The sequence below is a fragment of the Streptomyces sp. NPDC032822 genome (assembly GCF_055578825.1).
Genome location: NZ_JBVIOL010000029.1, coordinates 1 through 20,823 on the forward strand (window position 1 = coordinate 1; position 20,823 = coordinate 20,823).

General features: G+C 70.9%; 15 protein-coding genes. 4 read left to right on the forward strand and 11 right to left on the reverse strand.

Annotated elements, in window-relative coordinates; all coding sequences use genetic code 11:
* Positions 1-171: 171 nt before the first annotated feature.
* From ACZ5VD_RS40770 to ACZ5VD_RS40785, 4 genes are all read right to left on the reverse strand, one after another.
* Positions 172-2,169: an ATP-dependent DNA helicase gene (locus ACZ5VD_RS40770; RefSeq protein ID WP_468685517.1), complete on the reverse strand. Its 1,998-nt coding sequence runs from the start codon at positions 2,167-2,169 to the stop codon at positions 172-174.
* A gap of 362 nt (positions 2,170-2,531) precedes the next feature.
* Positions 2,532-3,320: a GNAT family N-acetyltransferase gene (locus tag ACZ5VD_RS40775; RefSeq protein WP_468685518.1), complete on the reverse strand. Its 789-nt coding sequence runs from the start codon at positions 3,318-3,320 to the stop codon at positions 2,532-2,534.
* A gap of 164 nt (positions 3,321-3,484) precedes the next feature.
* Positions 3,485-5,476: an IucA/IucC family protein gene (locus ACZ5VD_RS40780; protein WP_468685520.1), complete on the reverse strand. Its 1,992-nt coding sequence runs from the start codon at positions 5,474-5,476 to the stop codon at positions 3,485-3,487.
* Positions 5,477-5,646: 170 nt separating this feature from the next.
* On the reverse strand, positions 5,647-7,122 hold the full coding sequence (locus ACZ5VD_RS40785) for an aminotransferase class III-fold pyridoxal phosphate-dependent enzyme (protein WP_468685550.1): 1,476 nt from the start codon (positions 7,120-7,122) through the stop codon (positions 5,647-5,649).
* Between the two features lie 697 nt (positions 7,123-7,819).
* Here ACZ5VD_RS40785 and ACZ5VD_RS40790 point away from each other — a divergent pair.
* Both ACZ5VD_RS40790 and ACZ5VD_RS40795 read left to right on the forward strand, forming a co-directional pair.
* Positions 7,820-9,043 (forward strand): trypsin-like serine peptidase, encoded by a 1,224-nt coding sequence (locus ACZ5VD_RS40790; protein ID WP_468685521.1) that lies wholly within the window; start codon positions 7,820-7,822, stop codon positions 9,041-9,043.
* Between the two features lie 208 nt (positions 9,044-9,251).
* Positions 9,252-10,454: a trypsin-like serine peptidase gene (locus ACZ5VD_RS40795; RefSeq protein WP_468685523.1), complete on the forward strand. Its 1,203-nt coding sequence runs from the start codon at positions 9,252-9,254 to the stop codon at positions 10,452-10,454.
* Positions 10,455-10,607: 153 nt separating this feature from the next.
* On the opposite strand, the gene hflX is transcribed toward ACZ5VD_RS40795, so the two are convergent.
* The 6 genes from hflX to miaA all read right to left on the reverse strand — a co-directional run bounded on the left by hflX (position 10,608) and on the right by miaA (position 18,972).
* Positions 10,608-12,101, reverse strand: coding sequence for a GTPase HflX (hflX, locus tag ACZ5VD_RS40800; RefSeq protein ID WP_468685524.1), 1,494 nt, complete (start codon positions 12,099-12,101; stop codon positions 10,608-10,610).
* Between the two features lie 169 nt (positions 12,102-12,270).
* Positions 12,271-13,815: a M1 family metallopeptidase gene (locus ACZ5VD_RS40805; RefSeq protein ID WP_468554372.1), complete on the reverse strand. Its 1,545-nt coding sequence runs from the start codon at positions 13,813-13,815 to the stop codon at positions 12,271-12,273.
* Between the two features lie 175 nt (positions 13,816-13,990).
* On the reverse strand, positions 13,991-16,210 hold the full coding sequence (locus ACZ5VD_RS40810) for a RelA/SpoT family protein (protein ID WP_468685526.1): 2,220 nt from the start codon (positions 16,208-16,210) through the stop codon (positions 13,991-13,993).
* Positions 16,211-16,420: 210 nt separating this feature from the next.
* Entirely contained in the window at positions 16,421-17,290 is an 870-nt protein-coding gene (gene dapF, locus ACZ5VD_RS40815) for a diaminopimelate epimerase (RefSeq protein WP_468554374.1), read from the reverse strand.
* Between the two features lie 131 nt (positions 17,291-17,421).
* Complete coding sequence (locus ACZ5VD_RS40820) at positions 17,422-17,925, reverse strand: hypothetical protein (protein WP_468554415.1); 504 nt, start codon at positions 17,923-17,925, stop codon at positions 17,422-17,424.
* Positions 17,926-18,033: 108 nt separating this feature from the next.
* Positions 18,034-18,972 carry a tRNA (adenosine(37)-N6)-dimethylallyltransferase MiaA gene (miaA, locus tag ACZ5VD_RS40825; protein WP_468685527.1) on the reverse strand — a complete coding sequence of 313 codons (939 nt, stop codon included), beginning with the start codon at positions 18,970-18,972 and terminating at the stop codon, positions 18,034-18,036.
* Between the two features lie 183 nt (positions 18,973-19,155).
* On the opposite strand from miaA, the gene ACZ5VD_RS40830 reads away from it, so the two are divergent.
* Positions 19,156-19,482 (forward strand): hypothetical protein, encoded by a 327-nt coding sequence (locus tag ACZ5VD_RS40830; RefSeq protein ID WP_468685529.1) that lies wholly within the window; start codon positions 19,156-19,158, stop codon positions 19,480-19,482.
* Between the two features lie 24 nt (positions 19,483-19,506).
* Positions 19,507-19,788, forward strand: a complete 282-nt coding sequence (locus ACZ5VD_RS40835) for an antitoxin (RefSeq protein WP_468685530.1) — start codon at positions 19,507-19,509, stop codon at positions 19,786-19,788.
* Between the two features lie 120 nt (positions 19,789-19,908).
* On the opposite strand, the gene ACZ5VD_RS40840 is transcribed toward ACZ5VD_RS40835, so the two are convergent.
* Positions 19,909-20,622, reverse strand: coding sequence for a class III extradiol dioxygenase subunit B-like domain-containing protein (locus ACZ5VD_RS40840; RefSeq protein WP_468685531.1), 714 nt, complete (start codon positions 20,620-20,622; stop codon positions 19,909-19,911).
* Positions 20,623-20,823 lie beyond the last annotated feature (201 nt).

A 20,823-nucleotide genomic window follows, 5' to 3' on the forward strand; every position in this document is an offset into this window, starting at 1 on the left:
CCCCACCCCCTCTTCTTTTTTTTTTTCGCTTTTCCCCTCGCTCCCCCCCGCCCCCCAACGCGGGTTCCCCACCCCCTTGCCCGGGGTTCTTCTCCCCCCCCCCCCCCCCCCCCCCCCCCCCCCCCCCCCCCCGATCGTTCAGCTCGACCGATCAGCCGTGGCTTCCGCCGATCACTCAGCGGTGACTTCCGCTTCCGTCGATTCCGCCTTCTGCGCCATCGCATCGATCGCGGCCAGCGACTTCCGGACCTGGTTTCGGTCCGTCGTGTACCAGAAGTCGGGCAGCGAGGCCTTCAGATAGCTCCCGTACCGTGCCGTCGCCAGGCGCTGGTCCAGTACCGCAACCACGCCCCGGTCCCCGGAAGCCCGTACGAGGCGGCCGGCGCCCTGAGCCATCAGCAGAGCCGCGTGGGTGGCGGCCACCGCCATGAAGCCGTTGCCCCCCGCCTCTTCCACGGCCTTCTGGCGGGCGCTCATCAACGGGTCGTCCGGCCTCGGGAACGGGATCTTGTCCATGACGACCAGCTGGCAGCTGGGGCCGGGGACGTCGACGCCCTGCCAGAGGGAGAGCGTCCCGAAGAGGCACGTCCTGGGATCGGCCGCGAAGTTCTTGATCAGCTCACCGAGGGTCTCCTCGCCCTGGAGGAGGATCGGGAACTCGGGGATACGGGAGCGCAGTTCCTCGGCGGCCAGCTGGGCGGCCCTCATCGAGGAGAAAAGGCCCAGGGTGCGGCCACCGGCCGACTGAATCAGCTCGGTGAGCTCGTCGAGCATGTCCCCACGGTCGCCGTCCCGCGCGGGTCGCGCCAGGTGCTTCGCGACGTACAGGATGCCCTGCTTGGGGTAGTCGAAGGGCGAGCCGACGTCGATACCCTTCCACTGCGGGACGTCCTCGCCCTCCGTGCCCTCGGGGGCCAGGCCCAGGGAGGCACCGACCCCGTTGAAATCGCCGCCCAGCTTCAGCGTCGCCGAGGTCAGGACCACCGAGCGGTCCGCGAACAGCTTCTCCCTCAGCAGACCGGAGACCGACATGGGGGCGACGCGCAGAGAGGCACCGAAGCGGTCGTGGCGCTCGTACCAGACGACGTCCCACTCGGAGCCGTTCGTGATGCGCTCCGCCACGTCGTGCACGCTTTCCACCGAGGCCAGCGCCTGCTTGCGGACCGCGTCCTCGTCCTGGACGGACTTGTCGCGGGTGGCGCCGATCCCGGAGATCACCGTGCGGCAGGCGTCGCGGAGGGCCATCAGCGCGTAACCGAGGTCCTCCGGGATCTCCTCCAGGCGGCCGGGAAGCGCTAGTTCCATCAGCCGCTCGAAGCCCTCGGCGGCGGTCTGGAGCTGGTCGGCGGCCTTCTCGTTGACGAGCTTGGCCGCGCGCCGCACCGCGCGGTTGACCTGACCCGGGGTGAGTTCACCGGTGGCGACTCCGGTGACCCGGGACACCAGTTCGTGCGCCTCGTCGACGATCAGGACTTCGTGCTGCGGCAGGACCGGGGCGCCCTCGATGGCGTCGATGGCGAGCAGCGCGTGATTGGTGACGACGACCTCGGAGAGCTTGGCGCGCTCGCGGGCCATCTCGGCGAAGCACTCGGCACCGTACGCGCACTTCGAGGCACCCAGGCACTCCCGCGACGAGACGGAGATCTGGGCCCAGGCACGGTCGGAGACGCCGGGCGTGAGGTCGTCGCGGTCACCGGTCTCGGTCTCGTCGGCCCAGTCCCGCATGCGCAGCAGGTCCTGGCCCAGTTTGCTGGTCGGCGCGGCCGCCTCGAACTGGTCGAAGAGGCCTTCTTCCTCGTCCTGCGGGACACCCTCGTGGAGGCGGTGCAGACACAGGTAGTTCGACCTGCCCTTGAGCATGGCGAACTCGGGGCGGCGGCGCAGCAGCGGATGCAACGCGTCGACCGTGCGTGGCAGGTCCCGCTCCACGAGCTGTCGCTGCAGGGCGAGCGTGGCGGTCGCTACGACGACGCGCTCCCCGTGCGCGAGCGCGGGCACGAGGTAGCCCAGCGACTTTCCGGTGCCGGTGCCGGCCTGGGCCAGGAGATGGGAGCCGTCGTCGATCGCTTCCGCGACGGCTTCGGCCATGGTCACCTGGCCTGGGCGCTCCGTGCCGCCAACGGCAGTGACGGCAGCATGCAGGAGTTCGGGGAGTGAGGGCTTCGTCATAGCGCGACCACCCTACGGCCCGGCACTGACAAACGGGTGATCAAGGCGGTGACGAAGGGTGGGATCAAGACCGGGCACTCCTCAATGTGGACCGTTTCGGTTCGGACCGGATCGGTTGCGGCCTGCGCCAGCACATTTACGTTCAGGGCGACTCGCCCCAGGGCCTGGATCGCTTCGGTTTCTTTCGGGAGCGGCACGCTGATATCCGGGCCGGGCCCGGTGGTGAGGGAAGTCGGGCTTGTCGCTGCCCGCATCGGTCATGGAGACAAGGGCGATCGGCTCGGCTGGAAATACGTGTGGCCCGAGTGGGAACCGGAACCGCGTGGGCGGTGTACCAAAAGTGATGACACCGCGACGTGGCGTCACGGGAGAGGGCGAAGGTGCCGGTCTCGGACCATGAGGGCGGCCTGCTTGGTGGGCAGGCCGGCCTCGGTGGTGAGAACGAAGCCCGCGTTCAGAAAGGCGGCGATGGAGGCGATGTTGCGAAGGTCGGGTTCCGCGATCACACGGGTACAGGCGACCCGCTTGTCGAGTACGAGATCGGCGACGGCTCTCAACAGAGCGCTGCCCAGTCCCCTGCCCCGGTCGGCTGCATCGCCGATCAGTAGGTGGATCCCTGTGTCGTGAGGTCGAGCGGGATAGTGGCGGGCCAGCGGATCCAGATCTGCCCGATAGATCTCCCAGTAGCTCATCGGCACGCCGTCCAGCACGCCGAGGCAGGGAAGGCTGCGGCCGTCGCCGGCGAGTTGGTCCCTCAGGTAGTCCTCCGTGACCGACCGGGGTCCGGCCAACTCCCAGAACGCTGCGACAGCGGGGTCGTTCATCCAACGGCTGACCAGCGGAAGGTCTAGGTCGATACACACGGGAACGAGGTGGAACACACCCGCGGGGGTGGTGGTCGGCCCCCAGTCCGCGACACGGTCGAGCAGGTCGTCGGCCGGTGGTGTGGCGGTGTCGGTGGCGGACAGCGCCTTGTCGGTCCGGTCTTGGGCCAGCGCGGCCAGTTCGGTGTCGGTCCGGTCCCGCTCCCTCTCCCGCTGGCACCGGACGATGAGTTCGTGGGGCAGGCGCAGCTCCAGTGTGTCCACGCTGCTCAGGCCTACGGCGAGGTGGGCGGTGCCTGAGGTGGCACCGGGTTCGGGTGGAGACACGGTGCTGCTCCTCTCAGAAGTGGGGACGACGCACGTTCCTCAGCGAGAAGGGCGACGGCCGAGTCAGGGGGAGGGGAAGAAGAAGGGGGAGGAAAGCGGGCTTCGGCTGCGGTCAGTGACCTCGGTCAGGGGCTGGGCCACTCAAAACTCGGTCGTGAACTCGGTCAGTGGTGAAGGGGGTTGGCGATGGTGACGTAGACGGACTGGGTGTCCACCGGTCCGACGAGTTCGTCGAGGCCTTGCAGGCGGGTGAGGAGGTTGGCCTTGCAGCGCAGGACGGGTGAGTCGAGGAGTCGGGTGGGGAGTGTCGTGCGCAGACGGGCCGGCCCCGTGGCCACGTCGGCGAGGAAGCCGCGGAAGGCGGCGAGCAGAAGCCGTTCGTCAGCGAGACGTTGGGAGCCGAAGGCGCCGATGAGGCCGAGGACGTTGTTGATCGCGAGGTAGTACGTGAACCTCTCGTCGGTCACCTCGTCGCAGACGAAGGTGTCGCTGTGTTCGCCGATGCCGGGCAGACGCCGGTCGATTTCCGTGCGCCGGGACTCCCGGAAGTAGTAGCCCTGGTTGTCCCGGTAGCGACCGCCGACGGGCCAGCCGTCGGCGTCCAGCAGGAGCAAGGTGTTCTGCTGGTGGGCTTCCAGCGCGATCCCCGCTTCCGCGTCCAGCCACAGCACCGGGCGGACGACGTGTTCGAGGTAGCGCAGGAACCACTCGACGGCAACGGCTCCCTGAGGACGGCGGGTCCGGCCGGCGAGGCGCGTCACGACCTCGGCCAGCCGGGACCGCAGGACCGGTCGGCCGGCGTACCGACGGCCTTCGGCGGTGCCCGGTGGGACCTGCGGTCGGGGCGAGACCAGTCCGGCGATACAGGAGACGTCGTCGGTGGGGTTGAAGGGGTTGTGCCTGATCATCACGTCGAGCCCTGGGACGGGGCTGCCGTCCGGCCCGTCGACAGCGATCCAGGCAGGGTCCCGGACGATGTCGAACCCCGGGTGGGCCGCCTGCCACTGCTGGAACAGGCCGCTGCGGAGCAACCGGTGGACCTCTACTCCGCGATGGAGTTCCTTGCGGAGGTTCACACGGCGGGAGTTGGTGATGCGCAGGCCCAGGGACAGTTTGAGCATGGCGGTGGCGTGTGATCGGTGGACGGTTCGCAGGGAGGAGGTGGGGTGCCAGGGGGGTCCGTGCGTGCCCAGGTCCTGGAGGAGTCCCCCATCGAACAGGGACGCGGTCTCGGGGAGGTGGAGGATCTCGTGCAGTTGCCAGGGATGCAGGGGCAGGGCCGTGTGGCCGTCGGGGAGTGGCAGTCCGGCTCCGGCGAGCCGGGCGACCAGTTGGGCCGCGGGGATCGGGCGGCCTCGCTCGGTCCAGGCCGAGTCCGTGGCCGTCACGGAGGGGGCCACGGCCAGCCAGCGCAGGGGGAAGGAACCACGCAGCTCGGGTGAGTACAGCCGCGTTTCGGCTTCCGAGAGACCCTCGCGGCTCTTGGAGGTGGGGTGCAGCGGGTGTCCGAGCACCAGTGCCTGCTCGGCGGCGAGGAAGAGATCGGACCCGTCCGAGGGGTGCTTCCGTCGCTCGGAGAGGAAGACGGCGGTTCGGCGCACGGAGTCGGCGACTCGGGCAACGAGATCGGCACCGGCGCTGATCGGGTCGGCAGCAACGGACACCTGGAGCGGAGTGGGAGGCATGGGGGCGGGTGCGAACGTGGGGGCGCTGTCGGTGGCGGTCCGTCCGGCTGGTGACTCGCGCGTGAGCAGGGCGGCGACGGTGATCGCGTCGGCCGGTGGGGCCTCGGGGGGAGTATCGGCGAAGTAGGGCGGGCCGAAGCGGTGCCAGCCTGTCGGGGACCAGTAAAGGACGGGGGCGAGGAGAGCCGTGCCGCTGGCGGGCAGGGGGATGCGGAGGGTCCCGTTGTCGGGGGCGGGGAGGTTGGTCTCGCGTACCCAGCAACGGAGCAGGTTCTCCACGGTCGCTGAGTCGGCCGCCGTATGCGGGTCGGGGTGCTCCAGGAGATCCGCGGTGGCCCCGCCGCGCAGCCGCTCGGTCGCAGGGCGCCTCCCCTGAGCCGGAACCCTCTCTTCCGACCCCACGGCCACCCCCTCTCCACCTGCGTGAACGTGGGGGTGGGCACGGCTGCCGGGTGCGGGGGTGGTGTTCAAGGCTGTGGTCCTCGGGGTGGTTCTGGCTCGTGCGGCCGGCGGGTGTCGGCTTCGTGCTGCGATACGGCGAGGTCGGCCTCGTCCTGCGGTGAGGCGTGTGCGGGGTCCTGGTGTTCAAAGAGGCGAGTGTTTGGAATGGAGGTCAGATTGGGAGTGGAGGTCAGAGGTGTTCAGGGGAGGACTCGGCCTTCGGGCGTGTGGTCACGGGCCACTGCCTCCACCGCGTCGGTCAGTCGGTCCATCACCGCGTCCGCTTGCTCGTCGGTGATCGTGAGCGGAGGGAGCAGCCGGACAACGTTCCTGTAGCGGCCGCCCAGTTCGACGATCAGGCCGCGGCGCAGGCACTCCCGTTGGACGGCAGCGGCGAGTTCTGGGGCGGCGGGACGAGGGACTCGGGCCAGGGCACCGGCAGCACCACCGTCACCCCCACCGACGTACCCCAAGCCGAACAGATTCGCGGCCCCGGCCGAGGTCGCAGCCCCGGCCACGGTCGTCCGCCGAGCCCCAGAAGCATCAGCCGCGACCCCAGCCGACCCGGATCCCCCCTCCACCTCGACCAGTTCGATCCCGACCATCAGGCCCCGGCCCCGGACGTCACCGACGATGGGGAACTCCTGCTCAAGTCCCCGAAGTCGGCCCAGCATGCGTGAGCCGATCGCTTCGGCCCGCTCCGCGAGGCGGTTTTCACGGACGTAGGTCAGGGTTGCCGTGCCCGCGGCCATGGCCAGTTGGTTCCCGGGGAAGGTGTCGGCAAAGGCGCCGGGCTCTCCGGGATCGAGGTCGTCCCGGTAGACCAGGACGGCCAGGGGAAGGCTGCCGCCGATGGCGTGGGAGAGGATCATCACGTCGGGGGTGACGCCGCTGTGGTCCACCGCCCAGAAGGCGCCCGTGCGCCCGACTCCGGTCCGGATCTCGTCGGCGATCAGCGGGACGGAACGGGCTGCCGTGATCTGCCGTATGCGCCGCATCCACTCGTCGGGCGCGGGAATCACACCGCCCTCGCTCTGGACGGGTTCGAGGATCATCCCGGCGGGCAGTGAGAGCCGGGGCCTGGTGGTGTCGAGGACGGACTCGGCCCAACGGGCGGCGAGTTCGGCGCCGCGTGCACCGCCGACGCCGAAGGGGCAGCGGTAGTCCTGGGGATGGGGCAGGCGCACGATCCGCGGATCGACGGTCTCGCCGGGAGCCTCGAACGCCCCGGCGGTCGTCCCGTGCCGGCTGGTCGTGAAGGCGAGCATGCCGCTGCGTCCGGTCGCCGACCGGACGAGCCGGAACGCGGCCTCCACGGCATCCCCGGCGGCCGGGCCGCAGAACCGCACCCGTGCGCGTTCGGCGAGTCCGGGCGGGAGGGTGCGCAGGAGTTCCGCGACGAAGGCGTCCTTGACGGGAGTCGCGAGGTCGAGGGCGTGCAGTGGGGCGCCCGAGTCGAGGACCTTGCGGATGGCCTCCAGGACCACGGGGTGGTTGTGGCCGAGGGCCAGGGTGCCGGCGCCCGAGGTGCAGTCCAGGTAGCGGCGACCGTCCGCACCCTCGATGGTCAGCCCACGGGCCCGCACCGGCACGATCGGCAGGGCGCGAGCGTAGGTACGCGCCGCCGGTTCACGCACCGGCTGACGCCGCGGAACCCCCATGTCGGCGCCACGCATCCCGCTGCGCGCCCCACTCTGCGCCCCACCGGGCACCTCCAACGCGAGGCCTCCCCCGAGGGCCTCATCGAGCGCGCCCACCCCAGTCTCACCAGCTCCGGTCACCACGGCCTCCCCGTTCCGGCCCCCGCCACCACGCCGGCCGCAGTCGTCTTCACAGCCACGCTTCCCGCCCTCCCGCAGTCCAGGGGCGAGCCGTTTTTCGCGTCCTCACCCGACCCGACATACGAAACCCCGCGAGCGATCACTCGAAGACTCGCGCAACCTGTGGGAATCGGACACGTCGGCCGGGTCGACCGACTCGGACCGCGGACACCTGGACCGGACCGACCGTCGCAGGCCCGACCACCTCCGGTACGCCCCTGTGGCTACCAACCCCGGACGGCTCAGCGGGTTACGGGTTGCCTCAAGATCCTTGCCGTGACGGAACCGTTGCCCTCCTGTCGGAAGTCCCCCACAGCGAGCGCATAGTGTGTGATGCCGTTCCCACACCCGTGAGCTCGGCGCGCGAGCCACCCGATTCACCGATTCACTCCGGATCGACTCGGATCACTCCGTGTCGACCGGGAGCGATTCGGACGGGTCCGTGTCGGCTCGGGCCGGTCCGGATCAGCCCGGAGGCGGATCCATGTCGGGCCGCCCGCGCCGCAGTTCACGGCACAGCACCCAGTTCGTTCACCTCAGGGGGAGTCAGACCATGCGACCCATACGGCCGTCCTTCACCACCCGTCGAGGAAGGAGCGCGCGCCGCAGAACCTCCCCCGTGCTGGCCGCCGTCGCCCTCGCCTCGGTACTCGCACTCACCGCCACCGCCTGCGACTCGGGCGACGAGACGGCCGGCGCTGAGGCCTCCGCCTCCGCCACCTCCGCGGGCGACGACAAGATCACGATCCCGGACGACATCAAGGACAAGCTCAAAGAGCGCGGGATCGATCTCGACAAGTGGAAGAACGGCGCCTGGAAGGACTGGAGCAAGGACGACTGGCTGCGCGAGGCCGACGAGTTCATCAACCCGATCATCCAGGGGCTCTGGGACCCGGACCGGATGCGGGATGCCGAGGACCCGGAGAACGCCGTCGACGACAGCGATCTCTCCGGCGACCAGGGCGTGACCGACCCGGAGCCCGCTCCCGTGGACGCCAAGGCCGTCGCGCCTACGTACCATGCCAACGCGCCCGAGGCGGGCAAGGTGTTCTTCGACTCCCCCGAGGGCACGATGGTCTGTTCGGCGACGGTCGTACAGGACCCGGCCCACCCCGGGAAGTCCAACCTGGTGTGGACGGCGGGCCACTGCGTGCACGCCGGCAAGAAGGGCGGCTGGTACCGCAACATCGCGTTCGTGCCGTCGTACAACAACAAGGGCATGACGACCGCGCAGTTGGAGACCGCCGCCAAGGAAGAGGTCGCTCCGTACGGTGCCTGGTGGGGTGACTGGGCGCAGACCTCGGACCAGTGGATCGAGCAGGGCGGGGCGACGGGCGGTGACGGTGCCTCGTACGACTTCGCCGTCATCCATGTGACTCCGGAGGAGGGCAGCGGCGGCAAGTCGCTGGAGGAGACCGTCGGTTCGGCTCTGCCGGTGAACTTCAAGGCGCCGGCCGTGACGAAGGTCGCCGCCATCGAGGCGACCGGCTACCCGGCCGCGGAGCCGTTCGACGGCCAGACCATGTTCCAGTGCCAGGACAAGCCCGGCCGGCTGTCGATCAGTGTCTCGGACCCGACGATGTACCGCATCGGCTGCACGATGACGGGTGGTTCGTCAGGCGGCGGCTGGGTCGCGACCGGTTCGGACGGCAAGCCCGCGCTGGTCTCCAACACCTCGATCGGCCCGGTGACCTCGGGTTGGCTGGCCGGCCCGCGCCTCGGTGAGGTGGCCAAGGGCGTGTACGACTCGGTGAGCGAGAAGTTCGCCGGCCAGTGACCGTACGCCGAGGCCGGACGGCGCATCGAGGACGGACGGCGGTGGGGTGCCGAGGGAAAACCTTCACCGCCTCACCGCCGTTCACCCTCAACTCCACGGGCATAGTGGGGTGTCGTCCTCAAGGAGGATCCACAGGGATCGACCTGCCATGTGACAAGCCCATGACAGTCCATGACATGTACGAGTTCTCACGGGGGTTAACCGCACCATGCGTTCCACACGTACGCCCGCTGCATCACGGCACGGGCGACGCCACCACACCTTCTTCGTCGCCACCGGGCTCGTCGCGGCCCTGGCGCTGACCGCGACCGCCTGCAAGGGCTCGGACGAGGCGAGCGCGGGCGACAAGCCCGGCGCCACCGCCTCCCCGACCACCACGGGCAAAGTCAAGATCCCCGCCGGTGTCGCCGACAAGCTCAAGGAACAGGGCATCGACGTCGACGCCTGGGCGGCCGGCGGCTGGAAGGACTGGGACAAGGACAAGTGGCTCAGTGAGGCCAAGGACTTCGTCAACCCGGTGATCGAGGGTCTCTGGAAGCCCGAGCGGATGCAGTCCGCGAAGGAGGCCGACAAGACCGTCTCGACGAAGGACGCCGCCGCCGACCAGGGCGTCAGCGACCCGGAGCCGGTACCCGTCGAGGCCACGGCCGAGAAGACGCCGTACCACCAGAACGCCGCCCCGGTCGGCAAGATCTTCTTCGACTCCCCCGACGGTCCGATGGTCTGCTCCGGCACGGTCGTCAAGGACGTCAACCACCCGGGGAAGTCCAACCTGGTGTGGACGGCCGGTCACTGCGTGCACGCCGGCGGTCAGGGCGGCTGGTACCGCAACATCGTCTTCGTCCCGGCGTACAACGACCTCGGCAAGTCCGAGGCGGAGCTCGGCAACGCCACGGCCTCGGAGATCGCGCCCTACGGCAACTGGTGGGCCGACTGGGCCTCTACCTCGAACGGGTGGATCAAGGGCGGTTCGGAGACCGGCGGCGCGGGTGCCGCCTACGACTACGCGGTGCTGCATGTGAAGCCGGAGGCCGGCGCCAAGTCCCTGGAGGAGACCACCGGCGCGCTGGATGTCGACTTCTCCGCCCCGTCCGCGACCGAGGTCGCCTCGATGGGCGCCTGGGGCTACCCGGCCGCACCGCCGTACAACGGGCTGCAGATGTTCAAGTGCCTCGACCGGCCGGGCCGGCTCTCGGTCGGCACGGGTCTGCCGACGATGTACCGCATCGGCTGCACCATGACGGGCGGCTCGTCCGGCGGCGGCTGGTTCCGCGTGGTGGGCGGCAAGACCCAGCTGGTCTCGAACACCTCCATCGGCCCGACCGACAACACCTGGCTCGCGGGCCCACAGCTCGGCCGGGACGCCGAGTCGCTCTACAAGACCATGAGCGAGACCTACGGCGGTCGGTGACCTCCACCACCCCCGCTCCTGCGCCTGCTCCGCAGGCAGGCCGAAGGCCCGTACCCCCACGATGAGCGGGGGTACGGGCCTTCGGCCTGCTAGGTGCCACGGCCTCACACCACAGCCTCACGCCGTGGCGTTACGCGCCATGGCCTTACGCCGTCACGCGAGCGGCGCCGGAACGTACGGTGCCAGATCCGCCGCCAGTTCCTCGTGCACCCGCACCTTGAGCAGGGTGCCCTCCGGGGTGTGTTCCTCGGAGATCACCTCGCCCTCGTCGTGCGCGCGGGCGACCAGCTTGCCGTGCGTGTACGGCACGAGGGCCTCGACCTCGACCGAGGGCCGCGGCAGCTCGTTGTCGATCAGGGCAAGCAGTTCGGCCATGCCCTGGCCGGTACGGGCCGAGACCGCGAGGGAACGCTTCTCGATCCGCATGAGCCGCTGGAGCGTCAGCGGGTCGGCCGCGTCCGCCTTGTTGATCACGACGATCTCGGACACACCGGTGGCTCCGACGTCCCTGATCACCTCGCGTACGGCCGCCAGCTGCTCCTCCGGGTTCGGATGCGAGCCGTCCACCACGTGCAGGATCAGGTCGGACTCGCCGACCTCCTCCATGGTGGAGCGGAACGCCTCGACCAGGTGGTGCGGCAGGTGCCGGACGAAGCCGACGGTGTCCGCCAGCGTGTACAGCCGGCCGCTCGGCGTCTCGGCCCGGCGCACGGTCGGGTCGAGGGTCGCGAACAGCGAGTTCTCGACCAGGACTCCCGCGCCCGTGAGGCGGTTGAGCAGGGAGGACTTGCCGGCGTTGGTGTAGCCCGCGATGGCGACCGAGGGCACCTTGTTGCGCTTGCGTTCCTGGCGCTTGATCTCGCGGCCGGTCTTCATGTCCGCGATCTCCCGGCGCATCTTCGCCATCTTCTCGCGGATCCGACGCCGGTCCGTCTCGATCTTGGTCTCACCGGGACCACGGGTGGCGAGGCCGCCGCCCTTGCCACCGCCCATCTGACGGGACAGGGACTGACCCCAGCCTCGCAGCCTCGGCAGCATGTACTGCATCTGCGCGAGCGCGACCTGCGCCTTGCCCTCTCGGGACTTCGCGTGCTGGGCGAAGATGTCCAGGATCAGGGCCGTACGGTCGATGACCTTGACCTTGACGACGTCTTCGAGGTGGATGAGCTGGCCCGGGCTGAGCTCACCGTCGCAGATGACGGTGTCCGCGCCCGTTTCGAGCACGATGTCGCGCAGCTCGTCGGCCTTGCCGGAACCGATGTAGGTAGCCGCGTCGGGCTTGTCGCGGCGCTGGGTCACGCCGTCGAGCACGAGTGCCCCGGCGGTCTCCGCGAGGGCGGCGAGCTCCGCGAGGGAGTTGTCCGCGTCCCGTACGGTCCCCGAGGTCCAGACGCCGACGAGGACGACCCGCTCCAGACGAAGCTGGCGGTACTCGACCTCGGTGACGTCCTCGAGTTCGGTGGAGAGGCCCCCTACGCGGCGCAGGGCCGCGCGGTCGGAACGGTCGAACTGCTCGCCGTCCCGCTCCCCGTCGATCTCGTGGCTCCAGGCGACGTCCTCTTCCATCAGGGCATCGGCCCGAAGACCCTCGGGATAGGCATGCGCGAGGCGCTGTGTGTCCTGGGAAGAAGATGAAGAGGAGGTCATTGGGTCCTTACGTCGATGGGGAGTGCGATAAGGCGGCGACAGAGCCCCAGCGGAGCTTCTGAGCTGTTCCGTCACTGCTCACAACGCACGAGTACGCCGGGAGATTCCCGTGTCCCGTGCCGCGCCGACCTGAAGATGGTCGCACGGCACGGCACGTCTCGTCACTGGGTTATCGCCCGGTCGCCCGCTGGGGTGCGGCCGACTTCCACTCCGGGTGGCCCGGCATCGGCGGGGTCTTGACGCCGTAGAGCCAGCCCTCGAAGAAGGTGCCGAGTTCGCGTCCGGAGATCTCCTCGGCGAGCGCGACGAAGTCCGCGGTCGTGGCGACGCCGTCCTGGTGACGGGTCACCCATGCCTTCTCCAGGCGTTCGAAGGCGGGACGGCCGATCTCCTGGCGGAGGGCGTAGAGGGCCAGCGCGGCACCGTCGTAGACGTTCGGCCGGAAGATGCTGATCTTCTGGCCGGGGTTGGGGGGCTTGGGGGCGGCGGGCGGTCCGCCGGCCGCGCGCCAGCGGTCGGAGGCGCCGTACGCGGCCTTCATCCGCGCCTCCATGGGGCGGTCCGCCTTCTCCTCCGCGTACAAGGCCTCGTACCAGGTGGCGTGCCCCTCGTTCAGCCACAGGTCGGACCAGGTGCGCGGGCTGACGCTGTCCCCGAACCACTGGTGGGCCAGCTCGTGCACCATGATCGACTCGACGTACCACTTGGGGTAGGCGGGCTCGGTGAACAGGTCCCTCTCGAAGAGGGAGAGGGTCTGTGTCTCCAGTTCGAAGCCGGTGTCGGCCTGGGCCATGAGCAGGCCGTACGTCTCGAAGGGGTACGGTCCGACCTTCCCCTCCATCCAGCTGATCTGGTCGGGGGTCTTCTTCAGCCACGGTTCCAGCCGCTCGCGGTCCTTGGTGGGCACGACGTCCCGGACGGGCAGGCCGTGCGGACCACTGCGGCGCACCACGGTGGAGCGGCCGATGGAGACCTGGGCGAGCTCGGTGGCCATGGGGTGCTGGGTCCGATACGTCCACGTCGTGGCCCGGCCCGCCCGCTCCACGCCGGTCGGCAGACCGTTGGCGACGGCCGTGTAGCCCTGGGGGGCGGTGACCCTGATGGTGAACATCGCCTTGTCGGAGGGGTGGTCGTTGCACGGGAACACCAGGTGGGCGGCGTCGGCCTGGTTGGCCATGGCGAGCCCGTCCGCGGTCCGCACCCAGCCGCCGTCCCGGTTCTCGGCGGCCACCGGGTCACTGGTGTGCCGGACGGTGACGCGCATCCAACTGCCCTCGGGCAGCGGCTTCTCCGGTGTGACCACCAGGTCCTCGCCGGCTCCGGCGAAGGCCGCGGGCTCGCCGTCGACCTCGACCGAGTCGACCTTGCCGTGCGCGAAGTCGAGGTTCACGTGGTCGAGGGAGGTCGTCGTCCAGGCGTCGATCGTGGTGACCGCCTGGAGGGGCTTGCTGTTGGTGCCCGGATAGGTGAAGGAGAGGTCGTACGACGCCACGTCGTAGCCGGGGTTGCCCAGGTGCGGGAAGAGGCGGTCGCCGACGCCCAGCGGGGCGGCCGGGGCGCTCGCGGCGAGGAGGCAGACGGAGACGGCGGAGGCGAGGAGCGCGGCGGCCTTGCGGCGCCGGGAGGGCGTGAGGCGGGCCCAGGGTGCCGTGGTGCCGGCTGGGGAAGCCGTGGTGCGGGCCCGGGGACCCGGGGTGCGGGGGGTGAGCAGCATGCACCACGGCTATCAGCGGGCGCGCGCGGTGCGGCGGCGGCGCGCGACCGGCCCACTCGAACGGGTAGCTCGGCCGGTCGACGGGCGCGCGGTACGCGACGGCACGGCCACGCGCGCGTGCGGTCGTGTCCGCGGCTGTCCCGAGCCCCCACGAGGGGCTTCGCTACGTGCGCTCTCAGCCCGCCGGCGTCTGGGCCCGGCTCACGTCGTACACGCCCGGTACGTTCCGCATCGCCCGCATCAGGGTGGGCAGGTGGGCCGCGTCGGGGAGTTCGACCGTGTAGGTGTGGCGTACCCGCTGCTGGCTCGGGGGTTCGACCATCGCGGAGACGATCTCGGCCCCTTCCGAGGACATCGCTTCCGTGAGGTCCGCGAGGAGATGCGGGCGGCCGAACGATTCGGCGAACAGGGTGACCCGGCAGCCCGCGGTGTCTCCCCAGCGCACGGCGACCTCCGCGCGCCCCGCGCTCTTCATGCGCGCCACCGCCGCGCACTCCACACGGTGGACGGTCACGGCTCCCCCGCGGACCGGGAAGCCGATCACCTCGTCGGGTGTCACGGGCGTGCAGCAGCCCGCGAGCCGTACGCTCGCGCCGGGCTGATCCACGACGACGTTCCCGGCGGCGGGACGGTCGGGGAAGCGCGTGGCCACAGGGTTCGCGTGGGCGGAGCGCGCCGCCACGTCCTCGGCGGCGGGCCGGAACGCGGGAGTGTCGGTGGCGGGCCGGGGCGATGGGGCGGCGGACCGGGAGGCCGGGTCGGCGGCACCTTCGTGCGTCTCCGCGGGCACCGGATGCATCGTGAGCCACCGCTGGATGGCGATCCGCGCGGCGGGGGTGTGAGCGTGCTCCAGCCACTCTCTGGAGGGCTCGGAGGCGGGGTCCTGGCCCATGAGGAGCTGGACGGTGTCGCCGTCCTTGAGGACCGTGCTCAGCGTCGCCAGGCGGCCGTTGACGCGGGCGCCGATGCACGCGTGCGCGTCCTCGCCGTACTGCTCGTACGCGGCGTCCACACAGGTCGCGCCCTCGGGCAGGCCGAGGGCGCCGCCGTCGGGCCGGAAGACGGTGATCTCGCGGTCCTGGGCGAGGTCCTCGCGCAGGGTCGACCAGAAGGTGTCCGAGTCGGACGCGCCCTCCTGCCATTCGAGGAGGCGGGAGAGCCAGCCGGGCCGGGTGGGGTCGGCGCGCTCGCCGTCGCTGGAGACGGCCTGCTCCTCCGAAGGAGGAGCGTAGGGATTGCCGAGGGCGACGACGCCGGCCTCGGCGACCTTGTGCATCTGGTGGGTGCGGATGAGGACTTCGGTGACCTGGCCGTCCTCGCGGGCCAGGGCGGTGTGCAGCGACTGGTACAGGTTGAACTTGGGGACGGCGATGAAGTCCTTGAACTCCGAGACGACGGGCGTCATACAGGTGTGCAGTTCGCCGAGTACGCCGTAACAGTCGGCGTCCTCGTTCACCAGCACCAGCAGACGGCCGAAGTCGGCGCCGCGCAGCCGGCCGCGTTTGCGGGCCACGCGGTGCACGGAGACGAAGTGCCGGGGCCGGATGAGGACTTCGGCCGGGATGCCGGCGTCCCGCAGGACCGTGCGCATCTCGTCGGCCATCTCCGCGAGGGGGTCGTCCGCGCGGGAGGCGTTGTCGACGATCAGCCCTCGGGTGTGCTTGTACTCCTCGGGGTGGAGGATCGCGAAGACCATGTCCTCCAGCTCGGTCTTGAGCGCCTGGACACCGAGCCGTTCGGCGAGCGGGATGAGGACGTCCCGGGTGACCTTGGCGATGCGGACCTGCTTCTCGGGGCGCATCACTCCGAGGGTGCGCATGTTGTGCAGCCGGTCGGCGAGTTTGATCGACATGACGCGGACGTCGTTACCGGTGGCGACGAGCATCTTGCGGAAGGTCTCGGGTTCGGCGGCGGCACCGTACTCGACCTTCTCCAGCTTGGTCACACCGTCGACGAGGAAGCGCACCTCCTCGCCGAACTCCTCACGGACCTGATCCAGTGTCACGTCCGTGTCCTCGACGGTGTCGTGGAGCAGGGACGCCGTCAGGGTCGTCGTCTCGGCGCCCAGTTCGGCGAGGATCAGGGTCACGGCGAGCGGGTGTGTGATGTACGGCTCACCGCTCTTGCGCATCTGGCCGCGGTGCGAGGACTCGGCCAGCACGTAGGCGCGGCGCAGCGGTTCGAGGGCGGCGTCCGGATAGTGGGCGCGATGGGCCTCGGCCACGTGGCCGATGGCGTCGGGCAGCCGGTCGCGGGCGGTGGGACCGAGCAGCGCGGCCCGGCCGAGGCGGCGCAGGTCGATCCGGGGGCGGGCCTTCCGGCGGGGCACGGTCGGCAGCACCGGGCCCGCTGTCACCGGGCCTGGGCTCGCGGGGTTCGTTGCCTCCGCACTCATGCGCACCTCCGGCTGCGTGGACCGGCGGACGGGGTGCCCCAGGGCGGACACGGCTCGGGGGATGGCATCGATCCCCCGTCCGGGCCGGTGCTTGATGCTACCGAGCCCATCACGTACGACCGACCGCCTCTCGCCGAGCGTGAAAAGGATCACCCATTCGAGCGAAGGTGCATAGGTTTACGGTTTCACGTCACGTGAGCCGCGACCGGCTCAGCGAACCGAACTCTCCAGCCACTCCGCGTCGATCTCACCCTCGGCGACGATCACCGCCGGGCCGGTCATCTCGATCTCGCCGTCGGGCCGCTCGGTGATCACCAGGGTGCCGCCGGGCACGTCGACGGTGTAGGTGGCCGGGGTCCCGGTGACGGTCGGGTCGGCGCCGTCGCGGCGGGCGGTGGCCACGGCGACGGCGCACGCGCCCGTGCCGCACGAGCGGGTCTCGCCGGAGCCGCGCTCGTGCACGCGCAGGGCGACGTGCCGGGGGCCCCGGTCGACCACGAACTCGACGTTCACCCCGTCCGGATAGGCGGTGGCCGGGCTGAAGGGCGGCGGGGCGTACAGGTTGCCGGCGTGCGCGAGGTCGTCCACGAAGGCGACGGCGTGCGGGTTGCCCATGTTCACGTTCCGAGCGGGCCAGCTGCGCGCGCCGACGCTCACGGTGACCTCGCCCTCGGGGAGCAGTGCCCTGCCCATGCCGACGGTGACGTCGCCGTCCTTCGCGATGTGGACGGTCCTGACGCCTCCGCGGGTGGCCACGGCGAGGTCGCCCTCACCGGTGTACCCGGCGCGCTGGAGGTAGCGGGCGAACACCCGGACGCCGTTGCCGCACATCTCCGCGATCGAGCCGTCGCCGTTGCGGTAGTCCATGAACCACTCCGCCTCGGCCGCCAGGTGCCCGGCCTCGGGGTGCGCCGCGGACCGCACCACGTGCAGCAGGCCGTCGCCGCCGATGCCCGCGCGGCGGTCGCACAGGGCGGCCACGGCGGCCGGTGGCAGGTCGATGGCGTTCTCGGGGTCCGGGACGATCACGAAGTCGTTCTCGGTGCCGTGTCCCTTGAGGAAGGCGATCCGCGTGCTCATTCCTCGATCGTACGGGGTGGGTACGACAGGCCCACACGTGCGTGGAGCCACGGGATGCCGGGTCCAGGGGTACCGAGTCGGGGCCGACGGGTCCACGCGCGCGTGGACCCCGGTCCGGCGGACCGCCCAGGTCAGCGCAGTCGGGCGACTCGCCATACGGCGAGCACGACCACCGCGGCGAGCACGACGGCGTACGCGATCACGACCCGCCAGTCCGGACGGCGCCCGGAGCCCCGCTGGGGCAGGCCGGGCCACGTGTAACCAACGCGGCGGGCGGCCATCATGCCCCAGCCGGCCGCACAGGAGCAGATCAGCAGCCCCAGCATCGCGATCACGGCGCCGCTGTCGCCGAAGTCGAAGGCGAGGGGGAAGGCGAACATCAGGGAGCCGACCGCGGCCAGGCTCACGATGGGCGCGAGCTGCCAGATGCGCATCCGGCGCTGCGGGCGCAGCTCGACCTCGACCTCCGGACCGCCCGGGAACATCTCCTCGGGCTCCGGGCCGTCCGCGGTCACACCGCCCTGCGTCTCGTCGGGCCCGTCGGGGCTCAGACGGTCGGCATCCTGCTCCGCTTCACCGCTTTCCGCGGTGAGGGGCTCGGTGCCTTGTGCGGTGTCGCGAGGGCCGGCCTCCATCGCCACGCGCCCTCCCAACTCGGACTCCACTTGGTCGATCGAAGCTCGATGATGGCACGGCGCCGAAGGCCGGGATGACGGCCGGAGCGTCCCGATGCCATGACGTGATCAGGCTGTGACCGGTCGTTCGACCAACGCCAGTGCGAGCTGCGGAAGTTCTGTGAGATCCGCCGCAGCCCCACTCAACCAGTGCACCCGCGGGTCGCGCCTGAACCATGAATCCTGACGGCGCGCGAAGCGCTTGGTGGCTCGTACGGTCTCGGCCCGCGCGTCTTCGAGAGTGCACTCCCCGGTGAGCGCCGCGAGCACCTGCTGGTAGCCGAGGGCGCGCGAGGCCGTACGCCCCTCGCGCAACCCCTTCGCCTCCAGTGCGCGCACCTCTTCGACCAGCCCGGCGTCCCACATCCGGTCGACGCGGCGCGCGATGCGTTCGTCGAGCTCGGGCCGCGCCACGTCGACGCCGATCTGCAGGGTGTCGTAGACCGAGTCGTGCCCGGGGAGGTTGGCGGTGAAGGGTTTGCCGGTGATCTCGATCACCTCCAGGGCCCGGACGATACGACGGCCGTTGCTGGGCAGGATCGCCTGTCCGGCCCCGGGGTCGGCGGCGGCCAGGCGCGCGTGCAGCGCCCCCGAGCCGCGCAGGGTGAGTTCCTCCTCCAGCCGGGCCCTGACCTCGGGGTCGGTGCCGGGGAACTCCAGGTGGTCGACGGCCCCGCGGACGTACAGGCCGGAACCGCCGACGAGGATCGGCCAGCGGCCCTCGGCGAGCAGTGCGTCGATCCGGGCGCGGGCCAACCGCTGGTACTCGGCGACGGAGGCGGTGACCGTGACGTCCCAGATGTCCAGCAGGTGGTGCGGGATGTCGGCGCGCTCCTCGGGCGTCAGCTTGGCGGTGCCGATGTCCATCCCTCGGTAGAGCTGCATGGAGTCGGCGTTGACGACCTCGCCGCCGAGACGCTGGGCCAGGAAGACGCCCAGATCGGACTTTCCTGCCGCGGTCGGTCCGACGACGGCGATGACTCGGGGGGCGGGGGGTGCGCTACTCACCGCCACAGTCTCGCAAACCTCACGACCACGCCTCGAACGAGTTACGTGACGGCACACCCGCGAGGTCGTTGCCAGTTGCGAGGTTTTCCGCCGCCCGTTCCCGTGGGCGGCGGCCCGGGCGACGCAGACGGACGCACCGGACGACGCGGGATTTCGCCCGCACGAGTAACGTATGGAGTGGATATGGGCGTTTTCGCACGACTTCTCCGGAGGTCGAAGGACACGGAGGAGGCGTCGACCGCCGAGACGCAGGCGGGCACGGCGACGGCCGAGCCCGCGGCTCAGGAGGCGGCAGAGGCGAAGGGGTCGGACGAGGCCAAGGCCGAGACCGAGACCGGAACGCCGGAGTCCGAGGTGACGGCTGTTGCCGGGGCCGAGGACGCGGTGGAGGAGTCGGTGGCACCCGCCGCCGAGGACACCACCGACTCCGGCGAGAGCGTCGAGATCCCCCAGCAGCAGTCCGCCGACGAGGCTGCCGACCGCGAGGCCGACGAGGGCGCCCGCACGTAACTGCCCCGCGAGGGAAGGTGGACCATGGGTCTCCTGGACAATTTGAAAGCCAAACTCAACCCGGCCAAGGACAAGGTCTCCGGCCTCGCGCAACAGCACGGGGACAAGATCCAACACGGTCTCGACAAGGCGGCGAAGGTCGTCGACGAGAAGACCAAGGGCAAGTACAGCGACAAGATCGAGACCGGGACGGGCAAGGCCAAGGGCGCCATGGACCGACTGGCGCACAAGGACGAGACGGGAACGGGTGGCGACACCGGCACACCGCCGCCGGCCTCCCCGCCGCCGTCCCCGCCGGCTTCCTGAACGACACGGCACACCGACGGACGGCCGCGGGGCACACGGCTTCCGGCCGTCCGCCGTGTTTTACCGGCTCGGTGGTGCGGGCGGTTTCCGGAAGAACGGTCGGCCCTGCGGCCGCGCCGGTCACGACCAGGTCGCGACCACGTACCCCACTCCGTAGGGGGCGTCCTCGTACAGGAGCGTGCCGCCGAGGTCCGCGCCCTCGGCCGCGCCGGCCAGCAGCTGCCAGGGCGCCCGGCCGGAGACCTTCAGCTCGTACGCCAGGTCCGCGTCCAGCGTCTTGAGCGCCGCCACGTCCGCCGACCCCAGTGCACGCCCGATCTCCGCGTCGAAGGGTCCCGCCCGCTCGTCGAGATACCCCGGCGCCTTGAGCGTGCGGCAGGCACTGGCGTCACCCATCACCAGCAGCGCCACCCGCTCGGCCCGGGCGGCGATCTCCTCTCCGACCTGGATACACCGCTCGGCCGCGAGCGGTTCCCCCACGCCCAGTCCCTCGATCGGGGCGTCCGCCCACCCGGCCCGCTCCAGCAGCCACGCGGCCACCGCGAGCGAGGGCGGAAGCAGGCGCCCCGCCGCCGTGCCCCGGTCGGCGCCCAGGCGTACGTCGAGGTCCACGCCGAAGCCCTGGAACGAGCCGGGTGTGCCCTCCGGGTGCGTTCCGCGCCCGCTCCGCTCGGCCGGTCCGACGACGACCAGCAGGTCGGGCCGGGCCGCTGCCAGGACACCGAGCCCGTCTGTACAGGCGGCACGCACGGCGTCCAGTTCGGGGGCGGCACCCGCGGCGACCTCGGGCACGAGCAGGGGCGGGCAGGGGCACACTGCGGCGGCGACAAGCATGATCGGCAGGGTAACCCCGGTCGGCGGCGGGACGGGAGCCGACGGGCGGCGGAACGGCCCTGCGGCCGCTGGAGGCGCGCACGCGCGGAGCGCGGGACGGGCCGCTCCCGCCCTCACCCCGGCTGTCGGCGCTCGCGCCGCCCTTCCGTCCGTTCCCTCACCCCGAGCCGTCGCCCCCGTACGGCAGGCTCGCCCCCGAGG